The sequence below is a fragment of the Synechococcus sp. JA-2-3B'a(2-13) genome (assembly GCF_000013225.1).
GTDB lineage: Bacteria > Cyanobacteriota > Cyanobacteriia > Thermostichales > Thermostichaceae > Thermostichus.
This window is the reverse complement of sequence record NC_007776.1, coordinates 2,148,432-2,173,672: the sequence shown is the minus strand read 5'-3', so window position 1 is coordinate 2,173,672 and position 25,241 is coordinate 2,148,432. Positions and strand designations below refer to the sequence as shown.

General features: G+C 57.4%; 27 protein-coding genes and 1 pseudogene. 12 read left to right on the top strand and 16 right to left on the bottom strand.

Annotation, left to right across the window (positions count from 1 at the left end; genetic code table 11):
• Positions 1–19: 19 nt before the first annotated feature.
• The 5 genes and pseudogenes from ribB to CYB_RS09875 all read right to left on the bottom strand — a co-directional run.
• Positions 20–1,168: pseudogene (gene ribB, locus CYB_RS09895) on the bottom strand (3,4-dihydroxy-2-butanone-4-phosphate synthase); the annotation flags it as partial.
• Positions 1,169–1,311: 143 nt separating this feature from the next.
• A complete protein-coding gene (gene moeB / locus CYB_RS09890) occupies positions 1,312–2,481 on the bottom strand; it encodes a molybdopterin-synthase adenylyltransferase MoeB (RefSeq protein WP_011433659.1) in 1,170 nt (389 codons plus the stop codon).
• Positions 2,482–2,483: 2 nt separating this feature from the next.
• Positions 2,484–2,765 carry a MoaD/ThiS family protein gene (locus CYB_RS09885; RefSeq protein ID WP_011433658.1) on the bottom strand — a complete coding sequence of 94 codons (282 nt, stop codon included), beginning with the start codon at positions 2,763–2,765 and terminating at the stop codon, positions 2,484–2,486.
• Between the two features lie 246 nt (positions 2,766–3,011).
• Positions 3,012–3,500 carry a M67 family metallopeptidase gene (locus CYB_RS09880; RefSeq protein WP_011433657.1) on the bottom strand — a complete coding sequence of 163 codons (489 nt, stop codon included), beginning with the start codon at positions 3,498–3,500 and terminating at the stop codon, positions 3,012–3,014.
• A 161-nt stretch (positions 3,501–3,661) separates the two neighbouring features.
• Positions 3,662–3,958, bottom strand: coding sequence for a DUF6464 family protein (locus tag CYB_RS09875; RefSeq protein ID WP_011433656.1), 297 nt, complete (start codon positions 3,956–3,958; stop codon positions 3,662–3,664).
• Between the two features lie 199 nt (positions 3,959–4,157).
• Here CYB_RS09875 and CYB_RS09870 point away from each other — a divergent pair, with 199 nt between their 5' ends.
• Positions 4,158–5,312 carry an RNA-guided endonuclease InsQ/TnpB family protein gene (locus CYB_RS09870; RefSeq protein WP_011433655.1) on the top strand — a complete coding sequence of 385 codons (1,155 nt, stop codon included), beginning with the start codon at positions 4,158–4,160 and terminating at the stop codon, positions 5,310–5,312.
• Positions 5,313–5,357: 45 nt separating this feature from the next.
• Here CYB_RS09870 and argH read toward each other — a convergent pair whose 3' ends face one another.
• The 9 genes from argH to CYB_RS09820 form a co-directional block, all read right to left on the bottom strand.
• Positions 5,358–6,791 (bottom strand): argininosuccinate lyase, encoded by a 1,434-nt coding sequence (argH, locus tag CYB_RS09865; protein WP_011433654.1) that lies wholly within the window; start codon positions 6,789–6,791, stop codon positions 5,358–5,360.
• Between the two features lie 130 nt (positions 6,792–6,921).
• Positions 6,922–7,140, bottom strand: coding sequence for a hypothetical protein (locus tag CYB_RS09860; RefSeq protein WP_011433653.1), 219 nt, complete (start codon positions 7,138–7,140; stop codon positions 6,922–6,924).
• Positions 7,141–7,629: 489 nt separating this feature from the next.
• Positions 7,630–8,372, bottom strand: a protein-coding gene (locus CYB_RS14540; RefSeq protein ID WP_076611515.1) for an IS5-like element ISSoc13 family transposase whose coding sequence is annotated in 2 segments (ribosomal slippage) — positions 7,630–8,054 and positions 8,054–8,372 — 744 coding nt in all. Because the reading frame shifts where the segments join, the coding sequence is not laid out codon by codon here.
• A gap of 52 nt (positions 8,373–8,424) precedes the next feature.
• Positions 8,425–10,122, bottom strand: a complete 1,698-nt coding sequence (locus tag CYB_RS09845; protein WP_238376753.1) for a PP2C family protein-serine/threonine phosphatase — start codon at positions 10,120–10,122, stop codon at positions 8,425–8,427.
• Between the two features lie 80 nt (positions 10,123–10,202).
• Positions 10,203–11,372 carry a glycosyltransferase family 4 protein gene (locus CYB_RS09840; RefSeq protein ID WP_011433651.1) on the bottom strand — a complete coding sequence of 390 codons (1,170 nt, stop codon included), beginning with the start codon at positions 11,370–11,372 and terminating at the stop codon, positions 10,203–10,205.
• A 139-nt stretch (positions 11,373–11,511) separates the two neighbouring features.
• A complete protein-coding gene (locus tag CYB_RS09835; protein WP_238376752.1) occupies positions 11,512–13,179 on the bottom strand; it encodes an MFS transporter in 1,668 nt (555 codons plus the stop codon).
• Positions 13,180–13,206: 27 nt separating this feature from the next.
• Positions 13,207–13,551, bottom strand: coding sequence for an MgPME-cyclase complex family protein (locus CYB_RS09830; RefSeq protein ID WP_011433649.1), 345 nt, complete (start codon positions 13,549–13,551; stop codon positions 13,207–13,209).
• A gap of 73 nt (positions 13,552–13,624) precedes the next feature.
• Positions 13,625–14,095 (bottom strand): hypothetical protein, encoded by a 471-nt coding sequence (locus CYB_RS09825; protein ID WP_011433648.1) that lies wholly within the window; start codon positions 14,093–14,095, stop codon positions 13,625–13,627.
• 160 nt (positions 14,096–14,255) lie between these two features.
• On the bottom strand, positions 14,256–15,374 hold the full coding sequence (locus CYB_RS09820) for a class I SAM-dependent methyltransferase (protein ID WP_011433647.1): 1,119 nt from the start codon (positions 15,372–15,374) through the stop codon (positions 14,256–14,258).
• 255 nt (positions 15,375–15,629) lie between these two features.
• Here CYB_RS09820 and CYB_RS09815 point away from each other — a divergent pair, with 255 nt between their 5' ends.
• The 9 genes from CYB_RS09815 to CYB_RS09780 all read left to right on the top strand — a co-directional run bounded on the left by CYB_RS09815 (position 15,630) and on the right by CYB_RS09780 (position 21,821).
• Positions 15,630–16,286: a response regulator gene (locus CYB_RS09815; protein ID WP_011433646.1), complete on the top strand. Its 657-nt coding sequence runs from the start codon at positions 15,630–15,632 to the stop codon at positions 16,284–16,286.
• Positions 16,286–16,978, top strand: a complete 693-nt coding sequence (locus tag CYB_RS09810) for a queuosine precursor transporter (RefSeq protein ID WP_011433645.1) — start codon at positions 16,286–16,288, stop codon at positions 16,976–16,978. Before CYB_RS09815 ends, CYB_RS09810 begins: the two co-directional genes overlap by 1 nt.
• A gap of 142 nt (positions 16,979–17,120) precedes the next feature.
• Positions 17,121–17,306, top strand: coding sequence for a photosystem II reaction center protein PsbZ (psbZ, locus tag CYB_RS09805; protein WP_011433643.1), 186 nt, complete (start codon positions 17,121–17,123; stop codon positions 17,304–17,306).
• Positions 17,307–17,656: 350 nt separating this feature from the next.
• Complete coding sequence (locus CYB_RS09800; protein ID WP_238376751.1) at positions 17,657–18,175, top strand: DUF2808 domain-containing protein; 519 nt, start codon at positions 17,657–17,659, stop codon at positions 18,173–18,175.
• 231 nt (positions 18,176–18,406) lie between these two features.
• A complete protein-coding gene (locus CYB_RS09795; protein ID WP_011433641.1) occupies positions 18,407–19,240 on the top strand; it encodes an undecaprenyl-diphosphate phosphatase in 834 nt (277 codons plus the stop codon).
• A gap of 85 nt (positions 19,241–19,325) precedes the next feature.
• Positions 19,326–19,463 (top strand): DUF4351 domain-containing protein, encoded by a 138-nt coding sequence (locus CYB_RS14395; protein WP_011433640.1) that lies wholly within the window; start codon positions 19,326–19,328, stop codon positions 19,461–19,463.
• 316 nt (positions 19,464–19,779) lie between these two features.
• The gene (locus CYB_RS09790) at positions 19,780–20,391 is read left to right on the top strand and encodes a hypothetical protein (protein WP_041436645.1); all 612 of its coding nucleotides are present in this window, start codon (positions 19,780–19,782) and stop codon (positions 20,389–20,391) included.
• A gap of 18 nt (positions 20,392–20,409) precedes the next feature.
• Entirely contained in the window at positions 20,410–21,042 is a 633-nt protein-coding gene (locus CYB_RS09785) for a hypothetical protein (protein ID WP_041436643.1), read from the top strand.
• Complete coding sequence (locus CYB_RS09780) at positions 21,042–21,821, top strand: hypothetical protein (protein WP_011433638.1); 780 nt, start codon at positions 21,042–21,044, stop codon at positions 21,819–21,821. Before CYB_RS09785 ends, CYB_RS09780 begins: the two co-directional genes overlap by 1 nt.
• 37 nt (positions 21,822–21,858) lie before the next feature.
• Here CYB_RS09780 and CYB_RS09775 read toward each other — a convergent pair whose 3' ends face one another.
• Positions 21,859–23,475 carry an NAD(P)H-hydrate dehydratase gene (locus CYB_RS09775; protein WP_148202747.1) on the bottom strand — a complete coding sequence of 539 codons (1,617 nt, stop codon included), beginning with the start codon at positions 23,473–23,475 and terminating at the stop codon, positions 21,859–21,861.
• Between the two features lie 2 nt (positions 23,476–23,477).
• Positions 23,478–23,879, bottom strand: a complete 402-nt coding sequence (locus CYB_RS09770) for a VOC family protein (RefSeq protein WP_041436641.1) — start codon at positions 23,877–23,879, stop codon at positions 23,478–23,480.
• Positions 23,880–24,029: 150 nt separating this feature from the next.
• Here CYB_RS09770 and CYB_RS09765 point away from each other — a divergent pair, with 150 nt between their 5' ends.
• Positions 24,030–24,341 (top strand): hypothetical protein, encoded by a 312-nt coding sequence (locus CYB_RS09765; RefSeq protein ID WP_011433635.1) that lies wholly within the window; start codon positions 24,030–24,032, stop codon positions 24,339–24,341.
• 105 nt (positions 24,342–24,446) lie between these two features.
• Positions 24,447–25,157, top strand: a complete 711-nt coding sequence (rpe, locus tag CYB_RS09760) for a ribulose-phosphate 3-epimerase (RefSeq protein ID WP_011433633.1) — start codon at positions 24,447–24,449, stop codon at positions 25,155–25,157.
• Positions 25,158–25,241 lie beyond the last annotated feature (84 nt).

Here is a 25,241-nt window from a genome sequence, read left to right as displayed (position 1 = left end):
GGGAACAGGACGGCTCCACATGCAAATTGAGATCCGGCTCTTCCACCAGCAGGGGCACGCGCTCGGCCACTTCCAGGCCAAATCCTTTCAAGCCGCTGATGTGGCGAGAGGTGTTGCTGATCAGGCGCATTTTGCGCACCCCTACATCCCGTAGGATCTGGGCGCCGATGCCGTAATCGCGCAAGTCCATCGCCACCGGTGGCGCGGTTTCAGAAAGTCCCAGATCTTGCCGGGCGTAGGACTTGATTTGCTCGATGAGACTCAGCTCCTGCTCTTGCCGGCGCAGGTACACCAGCACCCCCTTGCCCTGGTGGTCGATCATTTTCAGGGCCGCTGTCAATTGGCGGCGACAATCGCAGCGCAGGGATCCCAGCGCATCCCCTAGGGGACACTCCACATGGACGCGCACCAAGACGGGCTCAGAGGCAAATTGGTCCGGATCCCCTTTCACCAGAGCCAGGTGCTCGACTTGGTTGAGGCTATCGCGGTAGCCGTAAACCCGAAACTGGCCGAACTCCGTCGGCAGGATAGCAGCAGCCTCTCGGTGAACCAGTTGTTCGGTGCGCAGGCGGTACTCGATGAGGTGGGCGATGGTGATGATCTTCAAATCGTGCTGACGGGCATATTCGATCAACTGGGGCAGGCGGGCCATGGAGCCATCCGGGTTTTGGATCTCGCAAATCACCCCTGCCGGATACAGCCCGGCCAACATCGCCAGATCCACCGCTGCTTCCGTATGGCCAGCCCGTTTGAGTACTCCGCCCTCCCGTGCCCGCAGCGGAAAGACATGCCCAGGCCGGCGCAGATCTTCCGGTCGCGTGTGCGGGTGAATGGCCGCCTGAATGGTGCGAGAGCGATCGGCAGCGGAAATGCCGGTGGAGACTCCGGCTTCCGGCCCAGCATCAATGCTGACGGTGAAGGCAGTTTGGTTGCTGTCGGTGTTCTGCCCCACCATCAGGGGGATCTTCAGCTCATCGAGGCGGGATCCCTGCATGGCCAGGCAGATAAGGCCCCGCCCGTAGGTGGCCATGAAGTTGATGGCCTGCGGAGTGGCAAACTGGGCAGCACAGACCAGATCCCCTTCGTTTTCTCGGTTTTCGTCATCGACCACGATGACCATGCGACCACACTTGAGGTCTTCGAGGGCTTCGGGGATGGAGTGGAAGATCGTCTCTGTCTCGGCCTGCGGGATGGCACTCATGGAAAAGGGGACGCAAAAAGGGAAAACCTGGCACAGCCGGCTCTGGGCACCGGATCTGCCGGATCTATGCTAGAGCAAACCGGGCGACAGGTAGGGATCCCAAGGCAGAGTCAGTACTTGGGAATCGAGGGATCGTAAGCCTCTGCCCAGGCGAGGATCCCCCCGCGCAGGTTTTTTCCTTGGATCCCAGCAGCTTGTAGGATCTTCAGGGCTTTGGCCGAGCGTGCCCCACTCTTGCAGTGGACGATCAGCTCTGAGCCGTTAAGGAGGCGACGCACCTGCTCCACCCCGTCGCCGTTTTCAATTTGGGGCAGGGGGATCAGGTGAGCACCAGGGATCCGGCCTATCTCCCACTCATTTGGGTTGCGCACATCGACCAACACAAAGTCTTGGTGAGCATCCATCCGCGCTTTCAGCTCGGCCACAGTGATCTCGGGGATCTCTGTCTGGCCAGCTTGTTCTGTGGCTTGGGCTGGCGGGATCCCGCAGAACTGCTCATAGTCGATAAGCTGGGTGATGGGAGGAGTGGCAGGGTTTTTGCGCAGCTTCAGCTCCCGGAAGCTCATGTTCAGGGCATCGTAAAGCAGCAGCCGCCCACTTAGGGTTGTGCCCACGCCCAGCAGGATCTTCACGGTTTCGGTAGCTTGAATAACACCGATGATGCCGGGGAGGATCCCCAACACTCCCCCTTCGGCGCAGGAGGGCACCAGTCCTGGTGGGGGCGGCTCGGGGTAGAGATCCCGGTAGTTGGGCCCATCTTCGTAGTTGAAGACCGTCGCTTGTCCCTCGAAGCGGAAGATCGAGCCGTAGACATTGGGCTTGCCCGTCAACACACAGGCATCGTTCACCAGGTAACGGGTGGGGAAGTTATCGGTGCCATCCACAATCACGTCATAGTTGGCAAACAGCTCCAGTGCGTTGTGGGCCTTCAGGGCGGTGTTGTAAACATCCACTTGACAGTGGGGGTTGATCTCCAGGATGCGGTTCTTGGCCGATTCCACCTTCGGCTTGCCCACCCAGGAGGTGCCGTGGATCACCTGCCGCTGCAGGTTGGACACATCCACCACATCAAAATCGACAATGCCAATCCGCCCCACGCCGGCTGCCGCCAAGTACAGCAACAGGGGCGAGCCAAGGCCGCCTGTGCCGATGCACAGCACTTTGCCCGCTTTCAGCCGCTTCTGTCCTTCTAGGCCCACCTCGGGCAGGATCAAATGCCGAGAAAACCGCTCCATCTCCTCGCGGGAGAGGCTGACTTGGCTGGTATCCAGGTTCAACATGCTCACAACCCTCCAGCAATAGCGGGAACGATGCTGATGACGGCTTGTTCTCCCACGGGGGTGTTGTTGCCTTGGGGCAACGTGCGCACATCCTCGTCGTTGAGGTAGACATTGACAAAATTGCGCAGCTTCCCATCCTCGGTGTAGAGGTGGCGCTTCAGCTCGCCATAGCGGGCGATGAGGTTGCCCATCACTTCGCCAACATTGCTGCCCTCGATCTCGACAGCTTCCAGGTTGTCGGTGTAGGGGCGCAGGGGAGAGGGGATCAGAACTTTGGTTGCCATGGGAGTTCGGGGAGAGATCTTGGGTATCTACTGGAGACTTTTGAGGATCCAGAGGATCTGGGCTGACCTATCCGTTTGTCGATCTTGTTGGGGCTGTCTACTGACTTTGAGGATTCAGCTATGTTACAGACAAGGTTCAGCACTAGACTACCGCTTTTTCCGGTGGTACCCATCCCAGCTTTCAAGGATCCCAACTGAACTTAGCCGTGAACTTCAGCCTCAAACAGCGGCAAAGCCCAAACGACTCTAGCTTGCCAAAGCCGGGAGCGGGGGTATGCGAATGTCTTCCAGCATCTGCATCGGCTCCCGTTGGGGCTGCTCCTGCTCATCCAAAACCCAGCTCACCACCTCTTCTGCCTTGCCCTCGCGCACACTGACGATCACACAGGAAAAGCCCCAAGGAAAAGCATGCTGCCGATCAAACTCGGAGGGAATGGCCGCATGGTTGGGATGGGAGTGATAGGTGCCCAGGATCCCCAGCCCTTTGCGCACCGCATGGTCGTTGGCCCGCTTGAAATCCGCCGGATCGATCAAAAAGCGGCGGCGGCTGGATTCCCCGTCTGCCAGAGGGTTTTCCGCTTGATCCCAGGTGTTGGTCACCGACCAAAGCTCGTGGATGATCTTGTCGGATCCCCGGATTTCCCCAATTAAAATGCCGCAGCTCTCGTGGGGAAAGGCTTGTTCGCCGTGCTGGCGGATGCTGTGAAGGTGGTCTGCCGAGAGGTAGAGGGCCATGAATCTCGCCTTTGCCGATGGAGTTACCGTTCTTTTATTCTGGCACAAGTTGGCCGGGGATCCCTCAACTTAGCTACAGCGGATGCCATTGGGGCGCAACGGGCAGGCCGTTCCGCAGAGGCCGCCGCTGCTGAAAATGTTCGGCCACCAGTGTGGCGCGGTCAGACCCGTCCATCGAGTGAACCCAGAGGTGGCTCTGGCTTTGGAGGGGTGACGGGGGCATAGTGGGGGCAACCCTGGCACGGCCCTTGGGGATGGACGGCACAGCGCAACCAAGCCGAGTGGGCACTGAAAACACAAGAGGGATCCCCCAGGGGTGGGCCAAATTCGCCGGCCCGTTGACGGCGCAGCAGCACCACTTGCCGTCGCCAATCTTGCAAAAATCGGCTGTAGGCGCGTTCCCGCCAGCGACGCTTGGCCGCATGTTCTAGGACACGGACGGTAAGGTTATCCAACATGGAACGATCACCCAAGGAAGAGGCCAACAGGCTGGAAGTTGCGTTGGATGGCTGAGAACCTCAGGATGGCACACACTGGCGAGAAGAACCCAAGAATTGCAAACTCTCCTTGAGTTCAGCTTACTAGCGCAGGAGCCCCGCACTGTACCCGTAGGGTCAGTGTCGGGAGGAATGCGCTTTGATGAAGTACAATGAACTTATGAGCCAAGTCCTGACCATATCCTGCAAGCTCAAGGCGTCCCAGTCGCAAGCCGCCAAATTGGACGCGACGATGGATGTCTTTGTGCAGGCGTTGAACTGGGTCAACCAGAACACGCCGGAGAAGATCGTCAACGCGGTCAAACTGCAATCCCTTTGCTACTACGAGATTCGAGCCCGATTCGGCTTGTCCAGTAACTTGGCCCAGCAGGTCTGCAGACGGGTGGCCGGCGCCCGCAAAGTGGCGAGACAGCGCAACCGTCCAGTTAAAGAGTTCAAGCGTGGGTTCGTTACCTACGACGCACGTATCTTTTCATTCCGCGAGAAAGACTGGACGGTGTCGCTGACCACGGTGGAAGGGAGAGAACGCTTTGAGCTAGCCATTGGTAACTACCAGAGGGGAATGCTGGCTGGCTCTAACCCCAAATCGGCCACCCTAGTCCAGCGGAAGGATGGCTCCTACTACATCCAGATTTGCGTAGAGGAAAAGCCACCCAAGCAACAAGATACCGACAAGGTGATCGGGGTGGACTTGGGAAGGACGGATATTGCTCATACCTCAGAAGGGGACAACTGGAATGGACAGCAGTTGAGCAGAGTCCGAGAGCGCTACTCCCGGTTGAGGGCGGTACTCCAACGCAAAGCCAGTAAGGGCACACGCAGTTCGCGGCGCAGATGCAGAGAACTGTTGCAACGGCTGTCTGGCAAGGAGAGACGCTTTCAGGCGTGGGTCAATCATCGCATCTCCAAAGCTATTGTCTCTAGGGCAAAGACCACAAACAGCGCTATTGCTCTGGAAGACCTGACAGGGATCCGGGGAAGGGTCAATCAACAGCCACGCAGCAAAGCTGAGCGGCGTAGGACCAACAGTTGGGCGTTCTACCAACTACGCCAGTTTCTGGAATACAAGGCGAGGGTTGCAGGGGTTTCTCTGATTCTTGTGCCGCCTGCCTACACGTCGCAGACCTGCCACTGGTGTTTGCACATCCATCCCGACCCTGCGCAATCCTACCGCAGTGGCAAGTCGTTCAAGTGTGGGCACTGTGGATGGGAAGGGGATGCGGATTTGAATGGTGCGAATGTGATTGCGCTCTTGGGGGCTGTCGTAAACCAGCCTAGAGGTTCGTGGTTGGCTTGCCAACTGCAGGGCTACTGAAAGCCCCCCCTGTACTGCGAAGCAGTCAGGGTCGGGTAGTTTACTTTAAGTTTGTGGAGTTTCTTCCGATGGCTCTGGCTGCTGGTGGCGGGCCTGGGCCCGTTGCAGGGCTTCTCGCACCACAGCAAAGCCCGTTCCCCCGGCGCTGAGCCGCGTGGCCACCACCTGGCGGGGCTCAATGGCCGTCAAAATGTCCGCCTCAAAGGCCGGGTGGAAGGTTTTCCAGCGCTCCAAGGGCAGATCCCGCAGCAGGATCCCCTCTGCCAAACAAATGCGCACAATCTGCCCCACCAAATCATGGGCTGTGCGAAAGGGGATCCCTTTGCGCACCAAGTAGTCGGCCACATCGGTGGCGTTGGAGAAATCTTCCTGCACAGCAGCCGCCATGCGCTCAGGTTGAAATTGGATCCCTTCCCGCAGCAGAAGGGTCATCGCCTCTAGGCAGGCTTTCAGGGTATCGACCGTGTCGAATAGTCCCTCTTTGTCTTCTTGGAGATCTTTGTTGTAGGCCAGCGGCAGCCCCTTCAAGGTGACCAACAAAGCCTGGAGATGGCCAAACACCCGCCCCGCCTTGCCGCGCACCAACTCCGGCACATCGGGATTTTTCTTCTGGGGCATGAGGCTGGAGCCGGTGGCACAGGCATCGGTGAGGGTGACAAAGCCGAACTCCTGGGAAGCCCAGAGGATCACCTCTTCCGAGAGGCGGCTGAGATGCACCAAAATCAAGCTGGCGGCAGCGTGGAACTCCACCAGGTAGTCCCGGTCGCTGACGGCATCCAAGCTGTTGGCGCTGATCCGCTCAAATCCCAGCAGATGGGCGGTGAGCTGCCGATCGATGGGCAGAGAAGTGCCGGCCAAAGCCCCGGATCCGAGGGGGCAGACATTCACCTCTTCCCGCACCCGCCCCAGCCGTTGCCAGTCTCGCCAGAACATTTCTTCATAGGCCAAGAGGTGGTGGGCCAAGCTAATCGGCTGAGCCCGTTGCAGATGGGTGTAGCCGGGCAGGATTGTCTCCAGATGCCGCTCAGCCAAGTCCAACAAAACTCCGCGCAGCTCCCAGAGGGCTTGACGAAGGTGATCGATCTGATCTCGCAGATAGAGACGCAGATCGGTGGCCACTTGGTCATTGCGGGAGCGCCCGGTATGCAGTTTTTTTCCCACTTCCCCCACCAAAGCCACCAAACGACGCTCGACGGCGTAGTGGACATCCTCTGCCTCTGGATCGGGCCGGAAGGTGCCGGCAGCCGCTTCCTGTTGGATCTGCTCCAATCCCCACCGGATCTGGTCGGCCTCTTGCTGGGTCAGGATGCCACAAGCGGCCAACATCTGCACATGAGCCAGGGATCCGGCCACATCGTAGGGCAGCAGGCGGATGTCGAAGCCGATGCTGGCGTTGAAGCGGGCGATGGCAGGATGCAGGGATCCCTCGAAGCGTTGGCTCCAGGGGCGAGGGGTGGAAGTTACCGTCGGCTCAGACATCGGCTGGGAACCGGAAGAATGGGAAGAAAGACCCCGCTGCAGAAGAAAAAGCACAAAAACCAAATACCGACGGCCAAAACCCCGCCGGCTCAGGCCAACTGGATCCAGCTAGAGCAATGGTGACAAGGCCCTAGTGGGAGCTGGTGATGCTCTTGAGCATGTAGCCCGCCACGATCCCTATCAAAAGCGCCCAAATTTGGCCCGATTCCACAAAGCCATTCCAACCCTTGCGGATATCGCCCAGCACATCCTGTCGGAACACCTGCCCGACAATCATTTCCGTCTGGAAAGCCGTGGGGGCCGGCAAGTAAACCGAAGCGGTTTCAGACCCAGAAGGAGAGAAGTTCATGGTTGTACCTCAGGTGTAGATAACACAGTGCAGCCAACCTGGTAGCTCCACCAGCTAGAGCGTACCGCTCTGAAAGACCTACGAAACGCCAACAAACACTTCCACTCGCACCGGCGGCGCGGAGTGCTCAGCGTCTGCCGCGCTTCTGCTTTCTTCCTGCCTTAACGAACTATGGCTGGCAGCAGAGATCACCCCCACTGCCCCGCCAGAGGGATCTCCACAGGCGTGACTTCCCCGCAAGCTGCAGGTAGCCGCTCCTTGCTCTCTGAGAGAGCCACACAGACTAAAGCTGGAGCAGGCTTTAGCCCATGCAGAACGCATGCCAGAACTAACCAACTAGCCTAGTAGTCCGGCAAAACCACGTCAACCAACCCACCGTTGCTGCCCAGCCCAGTAGCGTTGAGTAGCTTGCTTGAGCTATTGTGAGCGTTGCGGCCTGCTGTCATTAACCCTGAGTTTGAACTTTTTTAGCTAGGTTGTGTTGATCTTTCATTTGAGCCAAAAGAGAGCACTGACGAGATAGAGAAAACTCAAGAAGTTCCTGGCCAATTTGTCAAAACGAGAAAATAGATGCCGGTACTGCTTTAACTTATGAAAAAAGCATTCGATTAAATGCCTCTCTTTATACAGATGCTTGTCATAATGCCGCTGCGTCTTTCTATTCCTTTTAGGCGGAATAACCGCTTGAGCTTCCCCTATCTTCTCAATCAACTTATCCGCATCATATCCTTTATCCCCAATTACTTTGGTATCCTTTCTCTGCCAGCCCTCTATCAATTCTTCCCCTTGAGTAATATCGCTCTTTTCCCCGCCAGTTATTCTCAATTCCAGCGGATTTCCCAACCCATCTACACTCACATGAATCTTGGTGCTGTATCCGCCTCGGCTTCTCCCCAAAGCTTGCTCCCCTTTTTTCCGGCAGCACAGGAGTGCGCTCGAACCATGGTTGAATCAATAATGAGATGCTCTAAATCAGGGTCGTCAATAAAATACTTGAACATCCGTTCCCACACTCCAAAACGACTCCACCGGTGGAATCTTTGATAGATGGTGTACCATTTGCCATATCCTTCTGGGAGGTAGCGCCAAGGAGCACCGGAACGGGCTATCCAAAGAACTGCTTCAATAAACTGTTTGCAGTTTGCTTCTTTCCCAATGTTAACTCTCTCTTCTGTCTGTAAAAAAGCCAATATCTTCTGCCATTTGTTTTCATCTAAAAAAACCAACTTCATCCTCTTTCCTCTATAAATTATTCCCTCTATCCTAACATAAGATCAACACGACCTAGGCTGGCTCGGAGTCGGGCAACACCTTCAACACCACCAGCGTTGTGTCGTCCACGGGCTCAGGCCGCAGGGAAATTTCATCCTGCAACAGGAGCTCTGGATCCTCGGGCAGCCATAGGGGAAGAGGATGGGATCCCCGACGGCCTCGGAAGGCATCCATCTGCTCAAACAAGCTCTCCAAAATGTCTTCGGGGGAGTCGTAGCGACGGGCAGCGTACTGGATGGCGTCCATCAGCCCAGAGGTTTCCAAGCGCTCGCCGCGGGTGTTGGCTGTCTCCGTGTAGCCATCGGTGTAGTACACCACCACATCCCCGGGTTGCAGTTGCACGCAGCTTTCCGAGTAGTGGCTGTTTTCTTCCAAGCCGATCAGCGCCCCCTCTGTGTCCAGGGGTTGAATTTCTCGGGTGCGGGCCTGCCACCACAGGGTGGGGTTGTGGGCCGCGTTGCTGAAGCAGAGGCGATGGGAGCGGGGATCGTACTCCGAATAAAACAGGCTGATGAAGCGATTGGAGTTTTCCAGGTCACTGTACATGGCCCGGTTCAGATGTTGCAGAACACGGGCCGGCGAATGGCGGTTGAGGGCCTCCGCCCGCACCATGGCGCGGGTCATGGTCATCAACAGGCCGGCGGGCACCCCTTTGCCCATCACATCCCCAATGACGATGGCCAAGCGAAAGCCTGCCGTTTCTTCAGATGAGTCGGATGTTTCCAGGCGTTCGCCGGGAATCTTGATGAAGTCATAGTAGTCGCCCCCCACTTTGCTGGCCACCCGGCAACGGGCTGCCAAGCGAATCCCCTTGACTTGAGGGCACTCCCGAGGTAGCAGTTGGGTCTGGATGTAAGAGCCAATCTCCATTTCTTTTTCCAGGGCCATCTTGCGGCGCAAGGCTGCCGTCAAGCGGTCATTTTCGATGGCCACCCCTGCCTGATCGGCGACCAAGCGCAACAGTTGTTGGCGACGTTCATCCCAGTGGTAGCCAGGCTGACGGCTGAAGACGTACAAGCGACCCTGGACAGAGTTGCGAATCAGCAGCGGCGTGCCGAAAAGGCGTACATCCGGCCCCAAGCTCTGGCGGAACCGTTCGTCCAAGAGGTGTTCCAGGGCAGGGATCTTAACAGACAGGGATCCCTCCGTTTTGAGGATGGGCTCTTGAGCCGAGAGGGTCTGGGTAATTTGCTCCATCTCAGCCCGAATCTGCTCGCGGTGATTGAGATCGGAACAATGCAGTTGATCCAACTGGATGGTGCCGTTGGGATTGAACAAAACCAGGGCTCCGCCTTCGGCATCGGTCAGTTGGCTGGCCACAAAAGCCGTCAGCTCCAGGATCTGGTTCAAGTTGTTAAAAGAGCGCAGAGCAAAAGCCAGCCACGCCAGCAGATACTGCATCCGATGGTGTTCTCTCTCCAGTTCTGCCACCCGATCCGGCATTGCAGGGGCAGGCACAATGGCCGGCTTGACCTCCGGCAGCTCTCTATCATCGGACGCAACGGCACCTGAAGAGGTGGGATCCTCATCCTGGCCGGTCTGAGCTGAGCGCAAGTCCCCCGAATTGTCCGTGGGCGACAGCGACGGAGCATTGGGGGGGAGGGGATTTTTGCCCGAATCCTGGGCCAGCAAGGACTCTGACCACAAAGAATCTGACAGCCCGGCAGGGGGCTGCCCTAAAACGGCCTTTTGGGGGCTGTGATCATCCATCGGGAAGACTGGCGTTAATCCCTTGGAAACGTAACGAAACAGCTTAGCAAAAATATCACAAGCTTCATCACACTCATCCCTCACACCCAGCGATGCTGACGGGATCCCTGGCACAGCTCTCGGTAGAGCTGTTCCACCTGGCTGAGGTTGTGGCTGAGGGTATAGCGCTCCAGCACCCGCTGGCGGGCCTTCATCCCCAGCAGTTGGGTAAACTCCCGTTGATCCCGCAGCAAAGGCAGCAGCGTTTGCAGCTCTGCTGTCACCCGTGTCGGATCCAGCGGGATCCCGGCTCCATCGGCCAAAACCTCTCCATCAGCACCCACATCGGTGGCCACTGCTGCCAGCCCACAGGCCATCGCCTCCAACAGGGACAAAGAGAGCCCCTCGATTAAAGAGGGCAAAATAAACACATCGGCTCCTCGCAAGATCTCGATGCGTTGCTGCTCGTCGGCAATATAGCCCAGCCAGTGGATCCCATGTTGAAGGGTGTAGAAGGGCTTGAGGGTGTTGAGCAGCGGCCCATCCCCCACGATCAGCAGACCACACTTCTCCCCCATTTGGGCGTGTTTCCAAGCCTTGAGCAGGGCCTCCAGGTTTTTCTCCGGCGAAACCCGCCCCTGATAGACGAAGATCCGCTCCAGTCCCAACCGCTGTTTGAGGGTGGAGGGCCCAGGCGCATACTTGTCCACATCGACCCCATTGGGAATGACCACCACCTGTTGGGGGCGCACCCCCAGCTTGACCAAGATCTCCCGCTGCGTTTCCGAGAAGACGATGGTGCGGTGATAGTTGGCCAAACACGGTGCGTAGAGCTGGTAGGCCAAGTATTGGGTGCGAGAGGCGATGTTGCGCCGCCGTCGGTCGAAGGCAGGGTGGAAAGTAGCCACCAGCGGCTGGTTGAGCTCAGCGCAGATCTCCGGCAACACAAAGTCGATGGGAGAAATGGTCAAGGAGGCATGCACCAGATCCGGCTGCAATTCCTTGAGAGCCTGGGTGAGCAACCGCTTGGCGTTGGGGGCCGGGATCGTGTAAATCTGCGATTTGTACAGACAGGGGAGGGAAACGTCTCGACGATCCAGCTCCGCCCTCCAGCCTTCACCACCGGGATCCAGAGCGGGCGGTTGGCCCTCGTTGGTGAAGTGAAAAAAGCTCACTTGATGCCCTCGATCCAAAAGGCCGTTGGTCACCTCGCGGCTATAGGTGACGTTGCCACAGAAAGGTGTTTTTTTGCCTATCCAGGCGATGTGCATGGGCGGATCCCCGCGGAGCTAAAACGCTGAGCTGCAAAGGGAGTCTCGATGCTCAAGCCTCTACAAGAGTAGCAGAGTTAGCTCCTGCCTTGGCCCGTCCCCTCGGAAGAGGATATCCAACCTCGCGCTGCGGCAGGATTTACGAGACCTCTCTGCCCAATAGGCTCCAGGTGTACAGCCCCGCCAGCCCCGCCAGAACAGACAGGGCCACAAACATCCAGGGAAGGCCAAGGCGGGCTTCCGCCAATCCCGTGAACACCAGCGGCAAACTGAGGGCAATGTTGGCGGCGTTGTTCTGGAGCCCAAAGATCTTGCCTCGCAGATGGTCAGGCGTTTCCTCTTGGATCAAGGTTTGCATCGGCACCGCCACCAAAGCCCCCCCACAGCCCAACAGGGCAATCCAGCCCAAGCTGGGCAGCAACCAGTGGGTCGTCCAGGATAGGGCTGCCAGAGCCCCACAGAGCAGCAGGGATCCCAGGCCAACCCAGGCGCGGCGGCTCACCCGTCGGCCCGTATGGCCCACCCAAAAGGCGCCGATCCCCATGCCCAGGCCAGCAGCGGCCAACAACACCCCGAACTGATCCGGCTTCAGCTCTGCCATCACTTCAGCCATGCGCACCGCCAAAACTGCCAGCGCCGCAAACAGCGAGTAAAGCACCACCACCTGCACCAAGGCAGCTCGGATCAGGGGCATCTGGCTGACATATTGCAGGCCCAAGCGGAGATCTTCCCAGAGGTGAGGGACTTCCCAACGCCGGGGCTCCAGCTTCTCGTGGGGTTGCAGCAGCAATAGCAGGGATCCCGCCAAGAGGTAGGCTCCTCCCACCAACAGCTCCGGCCCCACTTCCCAGCCCGGCAACCAATGGCGTATCCAACGATCCGCCAGGGTTAACAGCGGCTCCCCCACGGCAAACCCGACGATCAGCGAAGCCATCATCGTGGTGGTGTACAGGGAGTTGGCCGCCAGCAACTCTCCTTTCGGCAGGATCAGGGGCAAAGTCGCCTGCTCGGCAGGAGCAAAAAACTGGGTTAGAACCGAGACGGCAAAGCTCACCAGCAACAGCCCCGCAAACCCCAAGGGGATCCCCGGCCAAAGGTCGCGCCCGGCAGTGAGCCAGAGCAGCGGCGGCAACAGCAGCACTAGGATCCCACGCCCCAGGTTGGAGAGCACCAACACCCCTTTTTTCAGCCAGCGATCCACAAATACCCCTGCCAGGCTGCCCAATAGCATCGCCGGCAGCGTAAAAGCCAGCATGATGGCCGAGACCCAACCGCTGATGGAAGCCCCTTCAGGTTGAAATTCGCGGGCAACCAAGCCGATCAGCAGCACCAATAACACCTTGTCCGCCAACTGCGAACACACCTGCCCCATCCACAGCAGCAGGAAATTGCGTCGGCGCAGCACGGCAAGAAAGTTTCTCAGGCCCGGCTCAGACAGACCTTGATCTTCCTTCTCTGCTTTTTGCCCCTTTTCGGGATCCTCAGGAGGTGGCTCCGGCAGGGGATCCCCAGGAGAACACTCCGGCGAGCTGAGGGCGGGGCTTGCTGTCGGCTCAGGCAAGAGAGCTTCTGACTTCAGCCCCCAAGTTGGCGTTGACGCAGGTGGGGGATTCTGGAGAGGGGAATTGGGGTGGCAGATCCCTGCCCCTCCCTCCGGCCAGCCCCATCGTTGCTCCAAAGTCATCATGCTCCCCAGGTGACCTGCCCATTTCCCCGACGTCGGCCCCACAACAGAATGGGATCCCGTCAGCAAACAAAAGTGGAAATGGGGTGCCCCGATCTTATCTTGGCCCGCCTTCCAATCCACCAACCCAAATCTTGGGAATCGGCAGGCCTAGCTTCCTGCGGCAGACAAGGAGCGCAAGGGATCCGGGATCGACTCGCTGGGAGCCACAAAGCTGCCCTTTTCCACAAAAGTCAGGCGCAGGCTCAGCCAACGAATAAAATCCGCGTTGGTGGATACCACTGCCCCCAGGGGCTCCTTCAACTTGTCCCGCAGGGGCTTTAACTCTGGAGCCTCCATGAAGGCCGGCTGCGGCACCCAGAAGAAATCGACAGGGTGATGGTGCTCCTCGCAGTATCGACGACGCTCCTCCAGCACCTCTTCCAGAGGCTCAGAACGTAAGAAAGACAGGCTGGCAACGACAAAATGATAGGTAGTCGGTTCGGCAGCAGACATAAGATTGCTGTGGAACTGTGTTGAGAATAAAGGCTAGAGCCGGGCGTCCACCGCTCCTTGCAGATCCTCTCCCTCAGAGAGAGGCAGATTTGAGCAGATGCGGAGCCGGATCGCGGGAGCTACACAGCGGCTGACAGTCTTCCAACTGCCGGAGAACGGGTAGCCGCGCCATGACTTCCTCAGGGGGCATGGAGTGTTCTGAAGCCTGCTTGAGGGTAGGTAGAGCCTGAGCTGCCCATTCCCGAGCCCAGGGAGCGGACTCAGGAGTTTCCTTCTCCTCCAACAGCTCTTGGCAAAGGGCAGTTGAGCGCTCCAAGTCACCACTGCCCTGATATGCCATGATCAGAGCTACACGAGCCAAAACGCATTCTTCCGGATCTGCCCTCGAGCCATTGCGCTCGCTCAGGCGGCGGGACAAACTCTCTTGTCTTTCTTGGATGGAACAGCAGTAGCAGAAGGACTCGAGAAGGTTGATCGCCTCCAGGTAGCGCTCCTGCTTGAGAGCAGTGATACCGGCGCGGAGGGATCCATGGGGGTGGGACATGAGCCTAAGTACAAGAAAAGAGTTCGGACGGACTTGCACCTGAAGGTTATCCAGTCAGTGGCCCGTCTTCTCATCCAAGGTTTCGTGTCTAAAACTACTATACACCCTCTGGACAAGTGACCGCCGATTTACTCTTCCTCTTAACTTGTGGAAAGGGCGCTCAACCCTTACGGGCTAGGGTGTAGGCGCTGACATAGTGAGTCTCCCGGCGCAGCACCGCACAGCCTGCCTGTTGCAGGCGCACCCCCAGATCGTCGTGGATGTAGTCGCGGTAGTAGGGTTCGTGGAAGGTTTGCATAAAGGCTTCCATCGTCTCCTTCAGCTCTGGCGAATCCAGCAGTTGCACCGAGTCGCAGATGACCACCACGCCCCCTGGCTTCACCACCCGACTCATCTCGTTGATGACATTTTGTCTGGCCGGGCCAGGCAGCTCATGAAAGAGAAAAACGCTGATGACGGCGTCAAAGGTGGCATCGGCATAGGGCATGGCCTCGGCGTTGGCGCGGATAAGCTGGGGCAGCTCCCCCGGCAGCTCCTGCAACAGTCGGTTGGCCTTGCGCAGATAGGCAGGAGAAAGATCCAGGCCATACAAAGCTGCTTTGGGCAGGGATCCCCGCAGTAGGCGCAGCATCCGCCCCGTGCCACAAGCTACATCGAGGATGTGGGGGCTGACCAAGGTGGGATCCAAGGCATCTTTGAGCAGGCGAATCACCCGACGGCGCATCGCGTCCGCTGTGCCCCCAAACAGCAGCTCCACCTGCAGGTCATAAAGCTCAGCCGAGCTGTCGCTCAGGTAGCCGTTGGTTTGGTAATGAAAATTTTGCAGGTAGTATTTCGGATAGCCCTCGGTGGAGATGTCTTGAGAAAACTCTTGGTAACGCTTGCTGTGAACCCGCCGAGTAATTTGCGGCAAATCCAACCACACCTGTGGGTAATAGCGGGCAAAGTCCAGCCAGGGGTTGTCGAACAGGAGCGCGTGCGGGTAGTACCCTGCCTCAGCATCTTGCCAGTCCGCTTGCAGGAGTTGTTCGTAACGGGCCCGCAACACCTGTAGCGTGTCAGCGCTCACCCGCACCTTGGCCCGCGGCGGCGGGGTCCTCCCGGAGGAGAAGCTTTGCAGATCCCTGAGCACGGAGAGCATCAGATCTGAAGCTTGGGTGGAGAGCGCTTTGTGGGCAAAGCCGAAGATGTTTTTGCCCCACTGAAAAGCGCGGTAGGCAGCTTCTCCGACTGGAGATGGGATCGGCAGCGACAGCTCAGGACTTAGTTGTAGGCTCATAACCCTGCAAGGTGCGAATGAAGAATGAAGGCTTAACGTTTGTTTACACTTAATTATAGCAAGGCGGCCACGCCGGGCCGGCAGCCGCTGGGCGCGGGGAAAACCTGGCGGAATTGGATCCCTGAGCACACCCCATCTGGCCAAGCAGGGGAGTACTCTAGTGGTGTCCTCAAAAGGATGTCCCCGATTGCCCTATGAGCTGGAGGAAGGGGCTGATCAGGTCGATTTGATAATGGGAAGAGGGAGCGCCTCAGCATGACAACCAAGACGGTGTTGGTCATTGACGATAGCATCATGATTCGCAAGATGGTGGCCAGCATCTTGGCCGATCAGTTCCAAGTGGTGGAGGCCAAAGACGGGTTGACAGGGCTGGAAGCGGCCAAAAAACATCACCCCGACCTGATCCTGCTGGATTTTGTCATGCCCAAGATGGATGGCTATGACACCTTGCAGGCCATCCGCCGCGAAGACAGTCTGAAAAATACTCCTATCATCATGATGTCGGGGCTGAAGGAACAGGTGACTGCCCGCATTCCTGAGCCCTTTGTCGATTTTGATTTCATCGAGAAACCGTTTGAGGCAGATGCCCTTTTGGCTCTTATCCAAAAGGTCCTCCAGGTTGCCCCTGCCGCTGCACCGGAGCCGGGATCCGAAACCAACACCCAACTGATTCTGAACCGGCTCACCGCCATCGAGACGCTGCTGATTCAAGGTACGGAAAACTTGATCCAGCGGGAGGTGGTGGCGCGGCTTTCTGGGATCAACCAACGCCTGGCGCGTCAGGAATCCCGCAGCAGCAATCTGGAGGCCCAGATCAGCAAGCTCGCCGGCGAAGTGGAGCGACATGCCCAGGGTTTGGCCTTGATCGTCAAGGAGCTGCGACAGATCCGTAAACTTCTAGGAGGATCCTGATGTCTGAGAGGGTTTTTGAGCGAGCTTATCGGCACCTGGATGCGGTGACGGCTCTATTTGTGGCCGTGCTGCTGATTTCCAACATCGCCTCGACCAAGATCGTTCTTCTGGGGCCCTTTACCTTTGACGGGGGCACCATTCTCTTCCCCCTCAGCTATATCTTTGGCGACATCCTCACGGAGGTCTATGGCTATGCCCGCTCGCGACGGGTGATCTGGCTGGGATTTCTCTCGGCGGCCCTCATGTCGGTGACATTCATGATCGTGGGATCCCTGCCGGCCGCCCCCGACTGGCCCTATCAAGAAGCCTACGACCAGATTCTGGGCCTGACGCCCCGCCTTGTGCTGGCCAGCTTAATCGCCTATTGGGGAGGCAGCTTTGCCAACGCCTACGTACTGGCCCGCATGAAGGTGTGGACGCGGGGACGGTGGCTGTGGACACGCACCATCGGCTCTACCTTGGTGGGCCAAGCGGTGGACACGGGTCTGTTTGTCACTTTGGCTTTTTGGGGGGTGTTCCCTGGCCTGGACAGCTTAATACTCTCCAACTATGTATTCAAGTGTGCCGTTGAGGTGGCGTTTACGCCCCTGACCTATGCCATTACCGGCTGGCTAAAGCAGCAAGAACAAGAAGACTACTTCGATGTGGCAACCGACTTTAACCCCTTCCGCCTCCAGCCTGTATCCAGGTGAGTCCATCAACTGCCCCAACGGATTTGGCTTTGAGAGGGATCCCATTTTGGTATAGTCAAAGCGTTATCCTTTCTATCCTGCTGCCGTCCGGTGTTGCCGGGAGCTTTTATCCAAGACAAGACTTTTGTGAGGGATCCGCAAGATGATGCTCGTTTTCCAAATTGCTTTGTTGGTGTTGGTGCTTTACAGCTTGCTCTTGGTGGTGGCGGTGCCAGTGCTCTACAGCTCAGCCAGCGACTGGAGCCGGGCCAAGAATGTGATTTTGGTGGGATCCCTGCTCTGGGTGCTGATGGTGATCGGGGTGGGGGTGCTGAGTTTCCTCAAGTGAAGCCGTAGAAGGGCGAGGGCCAATCCACCGAAGGTCACCTTGTGGTCGCAATCAGCGTTGCGTGGGAGCTGCACCGTGGGTGTGGCGGCCCAAAGTTTTTGTCTGGGATCCTGGACGAACTACGCACTTCCGCACCTCGATAAGCCTTAAGCTCTCTCGGTAGAGGGGATCCCATCCTCTACAATGGACGGCGAGGCGTCGGCCTTGCTTGCCATCGGTCAGGCTGTCTACAGGCCGCGCTAGTGAGCTTTGAAGGTGCTGAGGTGTTTCAACCAGCGGAGGTTTGGGTGTTGAGAGCAGTGATGAGAGCAGGGAAATGTTCGCAGGAACTTGGCCTTGCTCGGCGAGGAATGAGGCTGGCCTTGGCGGTTCTGGTGATGGGGAGCCTGGGATCCCTGGTGATGCCCCATTCTGCAGAGGCGCAGTCGGGTTTGGTGATCACCGGCAGTGAAGGGGTACCTGTCCTCAGCTATCGGCTCGATTTTGGCGGGGTTCGCAGTCGTTTGGATCGCTATCGCCTGACCATTCCCCCCCAGAATGTGGCGGTGGCAGAAGTGCAGATCAACGGGGACAGGAATTTCGATGGCCGCATCGATCCGGAAAGTGTCCGCCTGGAGGTAGAAGGCCGCCCTGTAGAGCTGGATCAAGTGTACTGGAACGAGGAGTTTCGCTCTCTAGAGGTGGTGGCCCGTCAACCCATTGCTGCCGGTCAGGAGATCCGTCTGGTGCTCTCCAATGTGCGCAACCCCTCGTCTGCCGGCATCTATCGGGTGGAGGCGCGGGTACGGGGTACGGAACCCAACCCCCTCTTCCGGAATGTGGGCAACTGGCTGATTACCATTGAAGACCCAGAGCGGATTGGCTTCTGATCTATTGACCCGATGATCTGACCTACTGTCGATCTTTGCGGCGATCCTATAGGCACAGCCCTTTTGCGGGTCTGGGACAGCGACACCCAAGTTCCCGGCCAGTTGGGGTGGGATCCCTCTCCAAGTGTTTGTTCGCCGTGGTATGGGCTGCTGGAAAAAGCCGGAGTTCTGAGTTTTTCTAAGAATGGGGATTGTGCAAATCCGGCAAGTTTGGGTGGGGGAGTGTTTACCTTGTTGCTTGCTGACACCTGGTATCCCAATTGGTGGCAGGCTCTAATTTTGGGCATGGTGCAAGGGATCACCGAATTTCTGCCCATTAGCAGCACGGCCCATCTGCGGGTGTTTCCGGCTTTGGTGGGGTGGCCGGATGCGGGAGCTTCGTTTACGGCGGTGATCCAGTTGGGCAGTTTGGGGGCGGTGCTGATCTACTTTGCCTCTGACCTGCGCCAGTTGATCCTCGGCTCTTGGAAGGCTTGGCGAGAACGAGATTTTCAGCAGGAGCCTTGGCGGCTGTCGGTCGGGATCCTGGTGGGAACAGTGCCAATTGTGGTTGCCGGCTGGGCCATCAAGGCCATTTGGGGATCCCCGCCCCGCCAGTTGTGGGTGATCGCCACCGCAGCCATTGGCTTGGCTGTGTTGTTGGGCTGGGCAGAGCAAACGGGCAAACGCCAGCGAGACCTTCACAGCTTAGGCATTTGGGATGGGATCTGGGTAGGGCTGGCCCAAGCTTTGTCCCTGATCCCTGGGGTGTCGCGCTCCGGCTCGACGCTGACGGCAGGGCTGTTTCTCCATTTGCAGCGCTCGGCTGCCGCTCGCTACTCCTTCTTGCTGGGGATCCCGGCATTATTTTTGGCGGGGGTTGTGGAGTTTATCTCCGAGTTCGAGGCAGAGGCCCTGCTGCCGCAGGGGTTGGGGACGCTTTCGGCCTTCGTCTTTTCCTACTTGTCTATCGATTGGCTAATTCAGTTTTTGCAGCGCAGCAGCACCTGGCTGTTCATTGTTTATCGGATTGGCTTTGGCTTGTTTATTATCTTGGGTTTAGCGCTGGGGTTCCTAAGACCCTAATCAAGCTCAGTCAACTACAATCCACGGGGATCCCTGAGGTGGTCACTCCTTTCTGGCTGCTTTTCCCACTGAGAAGATTGGCAAAATGGGATCCCTGCCTGAGGAGGTGGAAAGTCAGATTCGCGCGTTGCCAGTGGAACGCTTAGAAGAGCTGGGTCTAGCCTTGCTGGAGTTCCAGTCGTTGATTGACCTCACCACCTGGCTTGATGGATTCAGCCATTAAAGGTTCTCCCCTTCAAAAAAGGGCTCCGTATCATACGCTGACGAATCTAAAGATTGAGCCCGTGTGTTGCAGCGCACTTGCACTTTGTTGAAGCAGATGTTAGTTTCTGCTTGAGCATCAGGCTGCAAATCCAGTCTTGCTCTTGTCGGGTGATGAACGGTAGATCCTCCTGAGAGAGTTCCTTCTAGGGATCCCTGCCCTAATTTTGTGTTGCTTGTAGCTCCAATAGAAGGATTGCCGGATCCCTGTGGGGGTCACTTGTGCCACTTGAACTGCTAGAACCAAGGCGATTATGAACGGCCTCAGGATACTGCTTATGTTGATGCTCTCTTCTGTGTTGGTGTTGCTGTGTGGGTGCAGTGGCGGGGGAGGTTCTACCCCCAGTGCAGAAGAAGAGCCCAATCCTGATCCCACTACTGGATTTGTGCCAGAAAATCCGGGTGAGGATCCCTCTCCAGATATGATCCCGGTCGATGAACTGGATAGATTGTTTCCGAATTTGCCACCGGATCCAGGGGAGGCGGGCAAGCAAACTTTGGAGGGGATTGATGCCGATGGAGATGGCGTGCGTGATGATGTGCAGCGCTGGATTTACCGCCGGTATCCCAATGATGAGCTGAAGCGGAAGGCCATGCTGCGATACGCCAAAGCTTTACAGGCAAGCATCGTGAATGTTGACAGGGATAGTCGAGACCAGGTGCGTGCAAGAGTGCTTGATGGTTTCCGAGCAGAGCGATGTGCAAGATTGGCATTCGGCGGAGTTGATCAATTTGATCTCATTGATGAGGTTGCTGAGGCAGTAAGGGAAGTGCAATTTCAAATGCTTAACACTCAAGAAAGAGTCATTGCAGATTTAACAGTTGATGCCAAGTTCTCTGGACAAGTCGTTGGCGCAGAAGAATGGACATGTACTGACCCAATTCGCTAGATTAGTGAGGATAAATGGATGTTCGGTCGAAATACTGTTCGTCTTGTTGTTTTATTGTGCTGTTGCCTGTCTGTACTGATTCTCAAGTCTTGCTCATTACCAAACAGACCAAATATTCACTCAGTTATTTCTCCCAATTTCAGCTTCAATACCGCTGCACTTGTCCTCAAGTCTAAAATTTACTATATTAACGGACTGGCAACTGAAATACGTGACGCTGAGGATAATCGTGATAGAATCATTGCTGCCATTGGAGGAAATGAAGAGAATGTATTGATCCGACTCAAAGACAATATTGGGTTCGAGCAAGACATCGCAAACTATCGGCTTGCTTACAGCATGGCTTTGGGAGGAATAACTGCGTCTGGAAATGTAACTCAAGCAGCAGACAACCCAACCTTTCAAATCGTTGCATCCATTGCACTCAAGATTCGGGAAGCACTGCCAGAACTGTCAGACCCTCAAGCGTGGCAATATGCTCGTGTTCTTCTAAAAGCCCCAAATGCAAATGATATTCTAAGGCCACTATTGCAAAGGTTTAATGTCCAAGAAACTCTAATTAATCTTCTTGGTCAAACAATGCAGAAAAAAATGAATGGCCAGGCTATTCAGAGTGGTTCCGCAGAATCGGTGCATTTGAAGATGGGGTGATGCTGCTGAAAGGCACTCGGAGCTTTGATGCAGGGGTTGGAACCCGGAATGTGGGGGTTTTGAACAAAGTGAATGCCCAGGGCCAAGTCTCGACGTTTGTGGATGATCTCCCATTTGGGGCCTTCGGAAGAGGAACTGCAGAATACCTATCCAACCTCGTTCAGGTGGGCAATAGCGTCGTTTTCACCCGGTATAGCTTCCCGGTGATTATGGCTCGGCAAAGTCGGGATTGGCTGCGTTCCTGTTGTGGTCAGGAGTTGCTGCAGGTGGATGCCACAGGGCAAACCACTCAGGTGATGGATTTGAGTGCTTTTTTCCCGCCTGGGTTTTCGCTTATCTCGGATAACTCCGCAACCAAGCTCGTCGGGCAGGAGTATTATTTTCTGGCCAATAACCAAGGGAATCCGAGTATTCTCAAGGCCAATCCCAGTCAGGGGCTAGCGGTAGTGGTGGATGGGCGGGTGATACGAGAACAAAATGGTGGAGATTCTGTACCCATCCGGGATATTGACCTACAAGGAGCCAACTTAGTGGCTTTGTTGGGGCAGAGTCGTCTTTTGGAAGATGCAGAAGGGTCTTGGCGCAGTGGGTTGGCACGGGTGTCCCCTCAGGGATCCCTGAGTCCGATTTTCCGGATCCCGCAGGATTTTAGCTTGCAGCCGGAGAAGATAGTGGTGGAGGATGCGGGCTTTGGTTTGGTGGCCTGTCCAAGGCTTTCGAGTAACCAGCCAGAATTCTATTCCTGTGCCCTTTACCGGGTGACCCCTAGTGGAGGGTAGGAGCAAGCAGGAAGGCTTGGGCTATGACTTAGAGTATTTATTCACCCGCCTGCGACACGGTATGAACAACTTCCTCCTGTTGAAGAGCTTGCAGCGCCTGGGGCAAATGCTCCGCCAGCCGTGCCGGATCCACTCCCGTTAGGCCGCGTTCTTGCGCCAGATGGACAGCCGCCTGAGCATGCCACCACACCCCCGCACAGGCGCAACTGAGCAGGGCGGGAGCGTCCAAAGGTTGACCGGCTTGAGCTCTTCTTCGCGCCACTAGGCCCCCGATCAAACCGGTCAAGACATCGCCGCTGCCACCGCGGGCCAAAGCCGGTGTGCTTTCCGGGTTCACCCAGCATTCCCCAGTGGGAGAGGCGATCACCGTCCGCGCCCCTTTCAAAACCACCACTGCTCCACTCTGGGCTGCCGCCCTTTGGGCTGCCTCGATGCGATCCCCAAGCGGGATCCCCGGAAAAAGCCGCCGAAATTCCCCCAGGTGGGGGGTGAGGATGGCCTGGATCCCTTTTTCCTGAAGGCGCTCTACCCCCATCTCCGCCAGAGCATTCAGCCCATCCGCATCGATCACCCAGGGGATCCCGGCCCAATCCCGCAGCAGGATCTCCAGCAGGGGCAAACGGGTTTCTCCCAAGCCCGGCCCCACGGCCACCGCCTGAAAGGGTTTCTCGGCAACCGGCGGCAGAGAAGGGATCCCTTCCCAGGCATGAACCAAAACCTCTGGCAAGGCGCTGTGGATCAGTCCTTTCAACTCCGCCGGCGCCGCCATCGTCACCATGCCCACCCCGCTGGCGCGGGATCCCAGCCCCGCCAACACCGCTGCTCCAGCATAGGCTGCCGAGCCTGCCACCAACAACAGGGATCCCTGGCGGTATTTGTGGGTATCCAAAGGGGGATCCGCAGGAAAGTGCTGCCAAGGCCGCAGCAACAACCGGGGAACCTCATCCTCTGGGCAGGCCCAAGGGGGGATCCCAAAATCAACGCGATGTAACCGTCCTACCCAAGGCAGAGCTGCTTCCTGCCACAGCCCCCGTTTCCAAAGGCCAAGGGTATAGGTATGGCTGGCGCGAATGCAGCAGCCCCAGACTTCCCCGGTTTGGTCGTTGAGGCCAGACGGCAAATCCAGGCTGAGGATGGGGATCCCACTGCCATTGGCCCACCCCACCGCCCCCGCCCAAGGCTCCCCCAAAGGCCGGTTCAGACCGATCCCAAACAGGGCATCAATTAACAAATCGCAATCGGCCAGCTCTTCAAGACTCTCCACAAACTCTGCCCCCAGCGCCTTGAGATAGCGGGCGTGGTCTGCCGTCAGGGGTTTGAGATCCGGCTTGCCCAGCCACACCTTCACCGACTTTTGGGCCAGCCATAGCTCCCGCCCAACCACCAACCCATCGCCACCGTTGTGCCCTGTCCCACAGAGGATCCCAATGCGATGGGCTTGCGGAAAATCCTTCTGCAACTGAGCAACAACGGCCAGCCCCACCTTCTCCATCAGAGCGGCAACGGGCATGCCGGCAGAGAAGATCTGCTCCTCAATGCGCTGCATCTGTGCGGAACTGACCAGGCTGATGGCCGGATCGAACTGGCAACGAGAACCCATATCGCTACGCAACGCTGTTGCAACCGGCGGCATTGCTGAGGGGAGATGGCTCATGGCTAAGTTGCGCTAATCGAGCTTAGCTCTATCACATTCCCATCCGGATCCCGGACGAACACTGCCGCTCGCCCGGAAGCGCTCGGTTGCACCTCATACCCTTCCTGCCGCAGGCGAGCCTTCACCGCTTCCAAGTCATCTACCCCCAGCGCCACATGGGGATTACGCCCCCACTTTGAGGATCCCGTTCCGCTTCGCTGCCGTGGATCCATCGGCTCCTCGGCCACGATTAAATGAATTTGGGAGGAACCCACTTGATACCAAGCGCCGGGAAAGTCAAACGGCAACCGTTCCACCTTGGGGATCCCAAGCACTGTCCCGTAAAAATGTTCGGCTCTGGCCAGATCGCTTACCCAAAGGGCGGTGTGCAGGTGCTGGTAGGTTGGCTTTCGTGGAGTAGTCATCGTCTTGGCGGCGGATCTTGACCCGAGGGCTTTGCAGGATCTGGTGCAAACAGGTTTATTTTCTCGCAACAGCCAGCCAAACCTGTGAGCTAAGGTGGAGCTAACGCACCGGCGACGACCCTACTCTTGTTCTCGCACAGGGGTTGACCTATGGGATCCCGCACCAAGTTTTTTGGCACGGTCTTGGCCATGCTGGCCGTGAACAGCATCTACATGCAGTTGCAGCAGCTTTCTCTGCAGTTGGAAGAAAGGGATCCCGCTCCCTCTGAGCAGTCTTCTCCAGAGCCTCAAAGCAGCAAGGGCTCCGTCCCGCCAACGCGAACGGAACGGCTGGATCCCTGGCACCGTGTTGCCCAAGTCTTGCAGGGTCTGTGGCCCGGCGATGCGAGCTTGAAAGGACTCCGTTCCGCCAACGCGAACGGGATCCTGTCGCGAGAGTCCACGTCCCCCCTGGAGCCTTGAGTGCCAAGCTGAGAGGGGATATGACGCTTTGCAAAGGGGATCAAACCCCGTACCATAGAGGAGCAGGTTTCTCCGTTTCTCTGTTTTCAATCCCCAGGACTCACCATGGTGCAGCCGTCAGCGACCTCTGGGCAAAAGCCGATTGTGATCGCCCCTTCCATCCTTTCAGCCGATTTCAGCCGGTTGGGGGAGGAAGTACGGGCAGTGGATGAGGCGGGGGCCGACTGGATCCATGTGGATGTGATGGATGGCCGCTTTGTGCCCAACATCACCATCGGCCCGTTGGTGGTGGAAGCCCTGCGCCCGGTGACGGCCAAGCCCCTGGACGTCCACCTGATGATTGTAGAGCCGGAGAACTATGTGGCGGATTTTGCCAAGGCAGGGGCCGACATTATTTCCGTGCACGCAGAGTCCAGCTCCACCATTCACCTGCACCGCACCCTCAGCCAAATCAAGGATCTGGGCAAGCAAGCGGGCGTGGTGCTCAATCCGGCCAGCCCTTTGGAGCTGATCCAATACGTGCTGGATCTGGTGGATCTGGTGTTGATCATGAGTGTCAACCCCGGATTTGGCGGGCAAAGCTTCATTCCGGCAGTGGTGCCCAAAATTCGCCAGTTGCGGGCCATGTGCGATGAGCGGGGCCTGGATCCCTGGATCGAGGTGGATGGCGGCATCAAAGCCAGCAACGCTTGGCAGGTGATTGAAGCAGGAGCCAACGCCATTGTGGCCGGTTCGGCAGTGTTCAAAGCCAAAGACTATGCCGAAGCCATTCGCAGCATTCGCAACAGCCGCCGTCCCGAGCTGGTGACAGTTTGATTTGAAGGAAATTGCTCCCTTCTAAAATCCAGCTTGGCCCTGGCGCTTTGCGCCGCTGACTTAATCTGGCCCCCCACTCCCGGC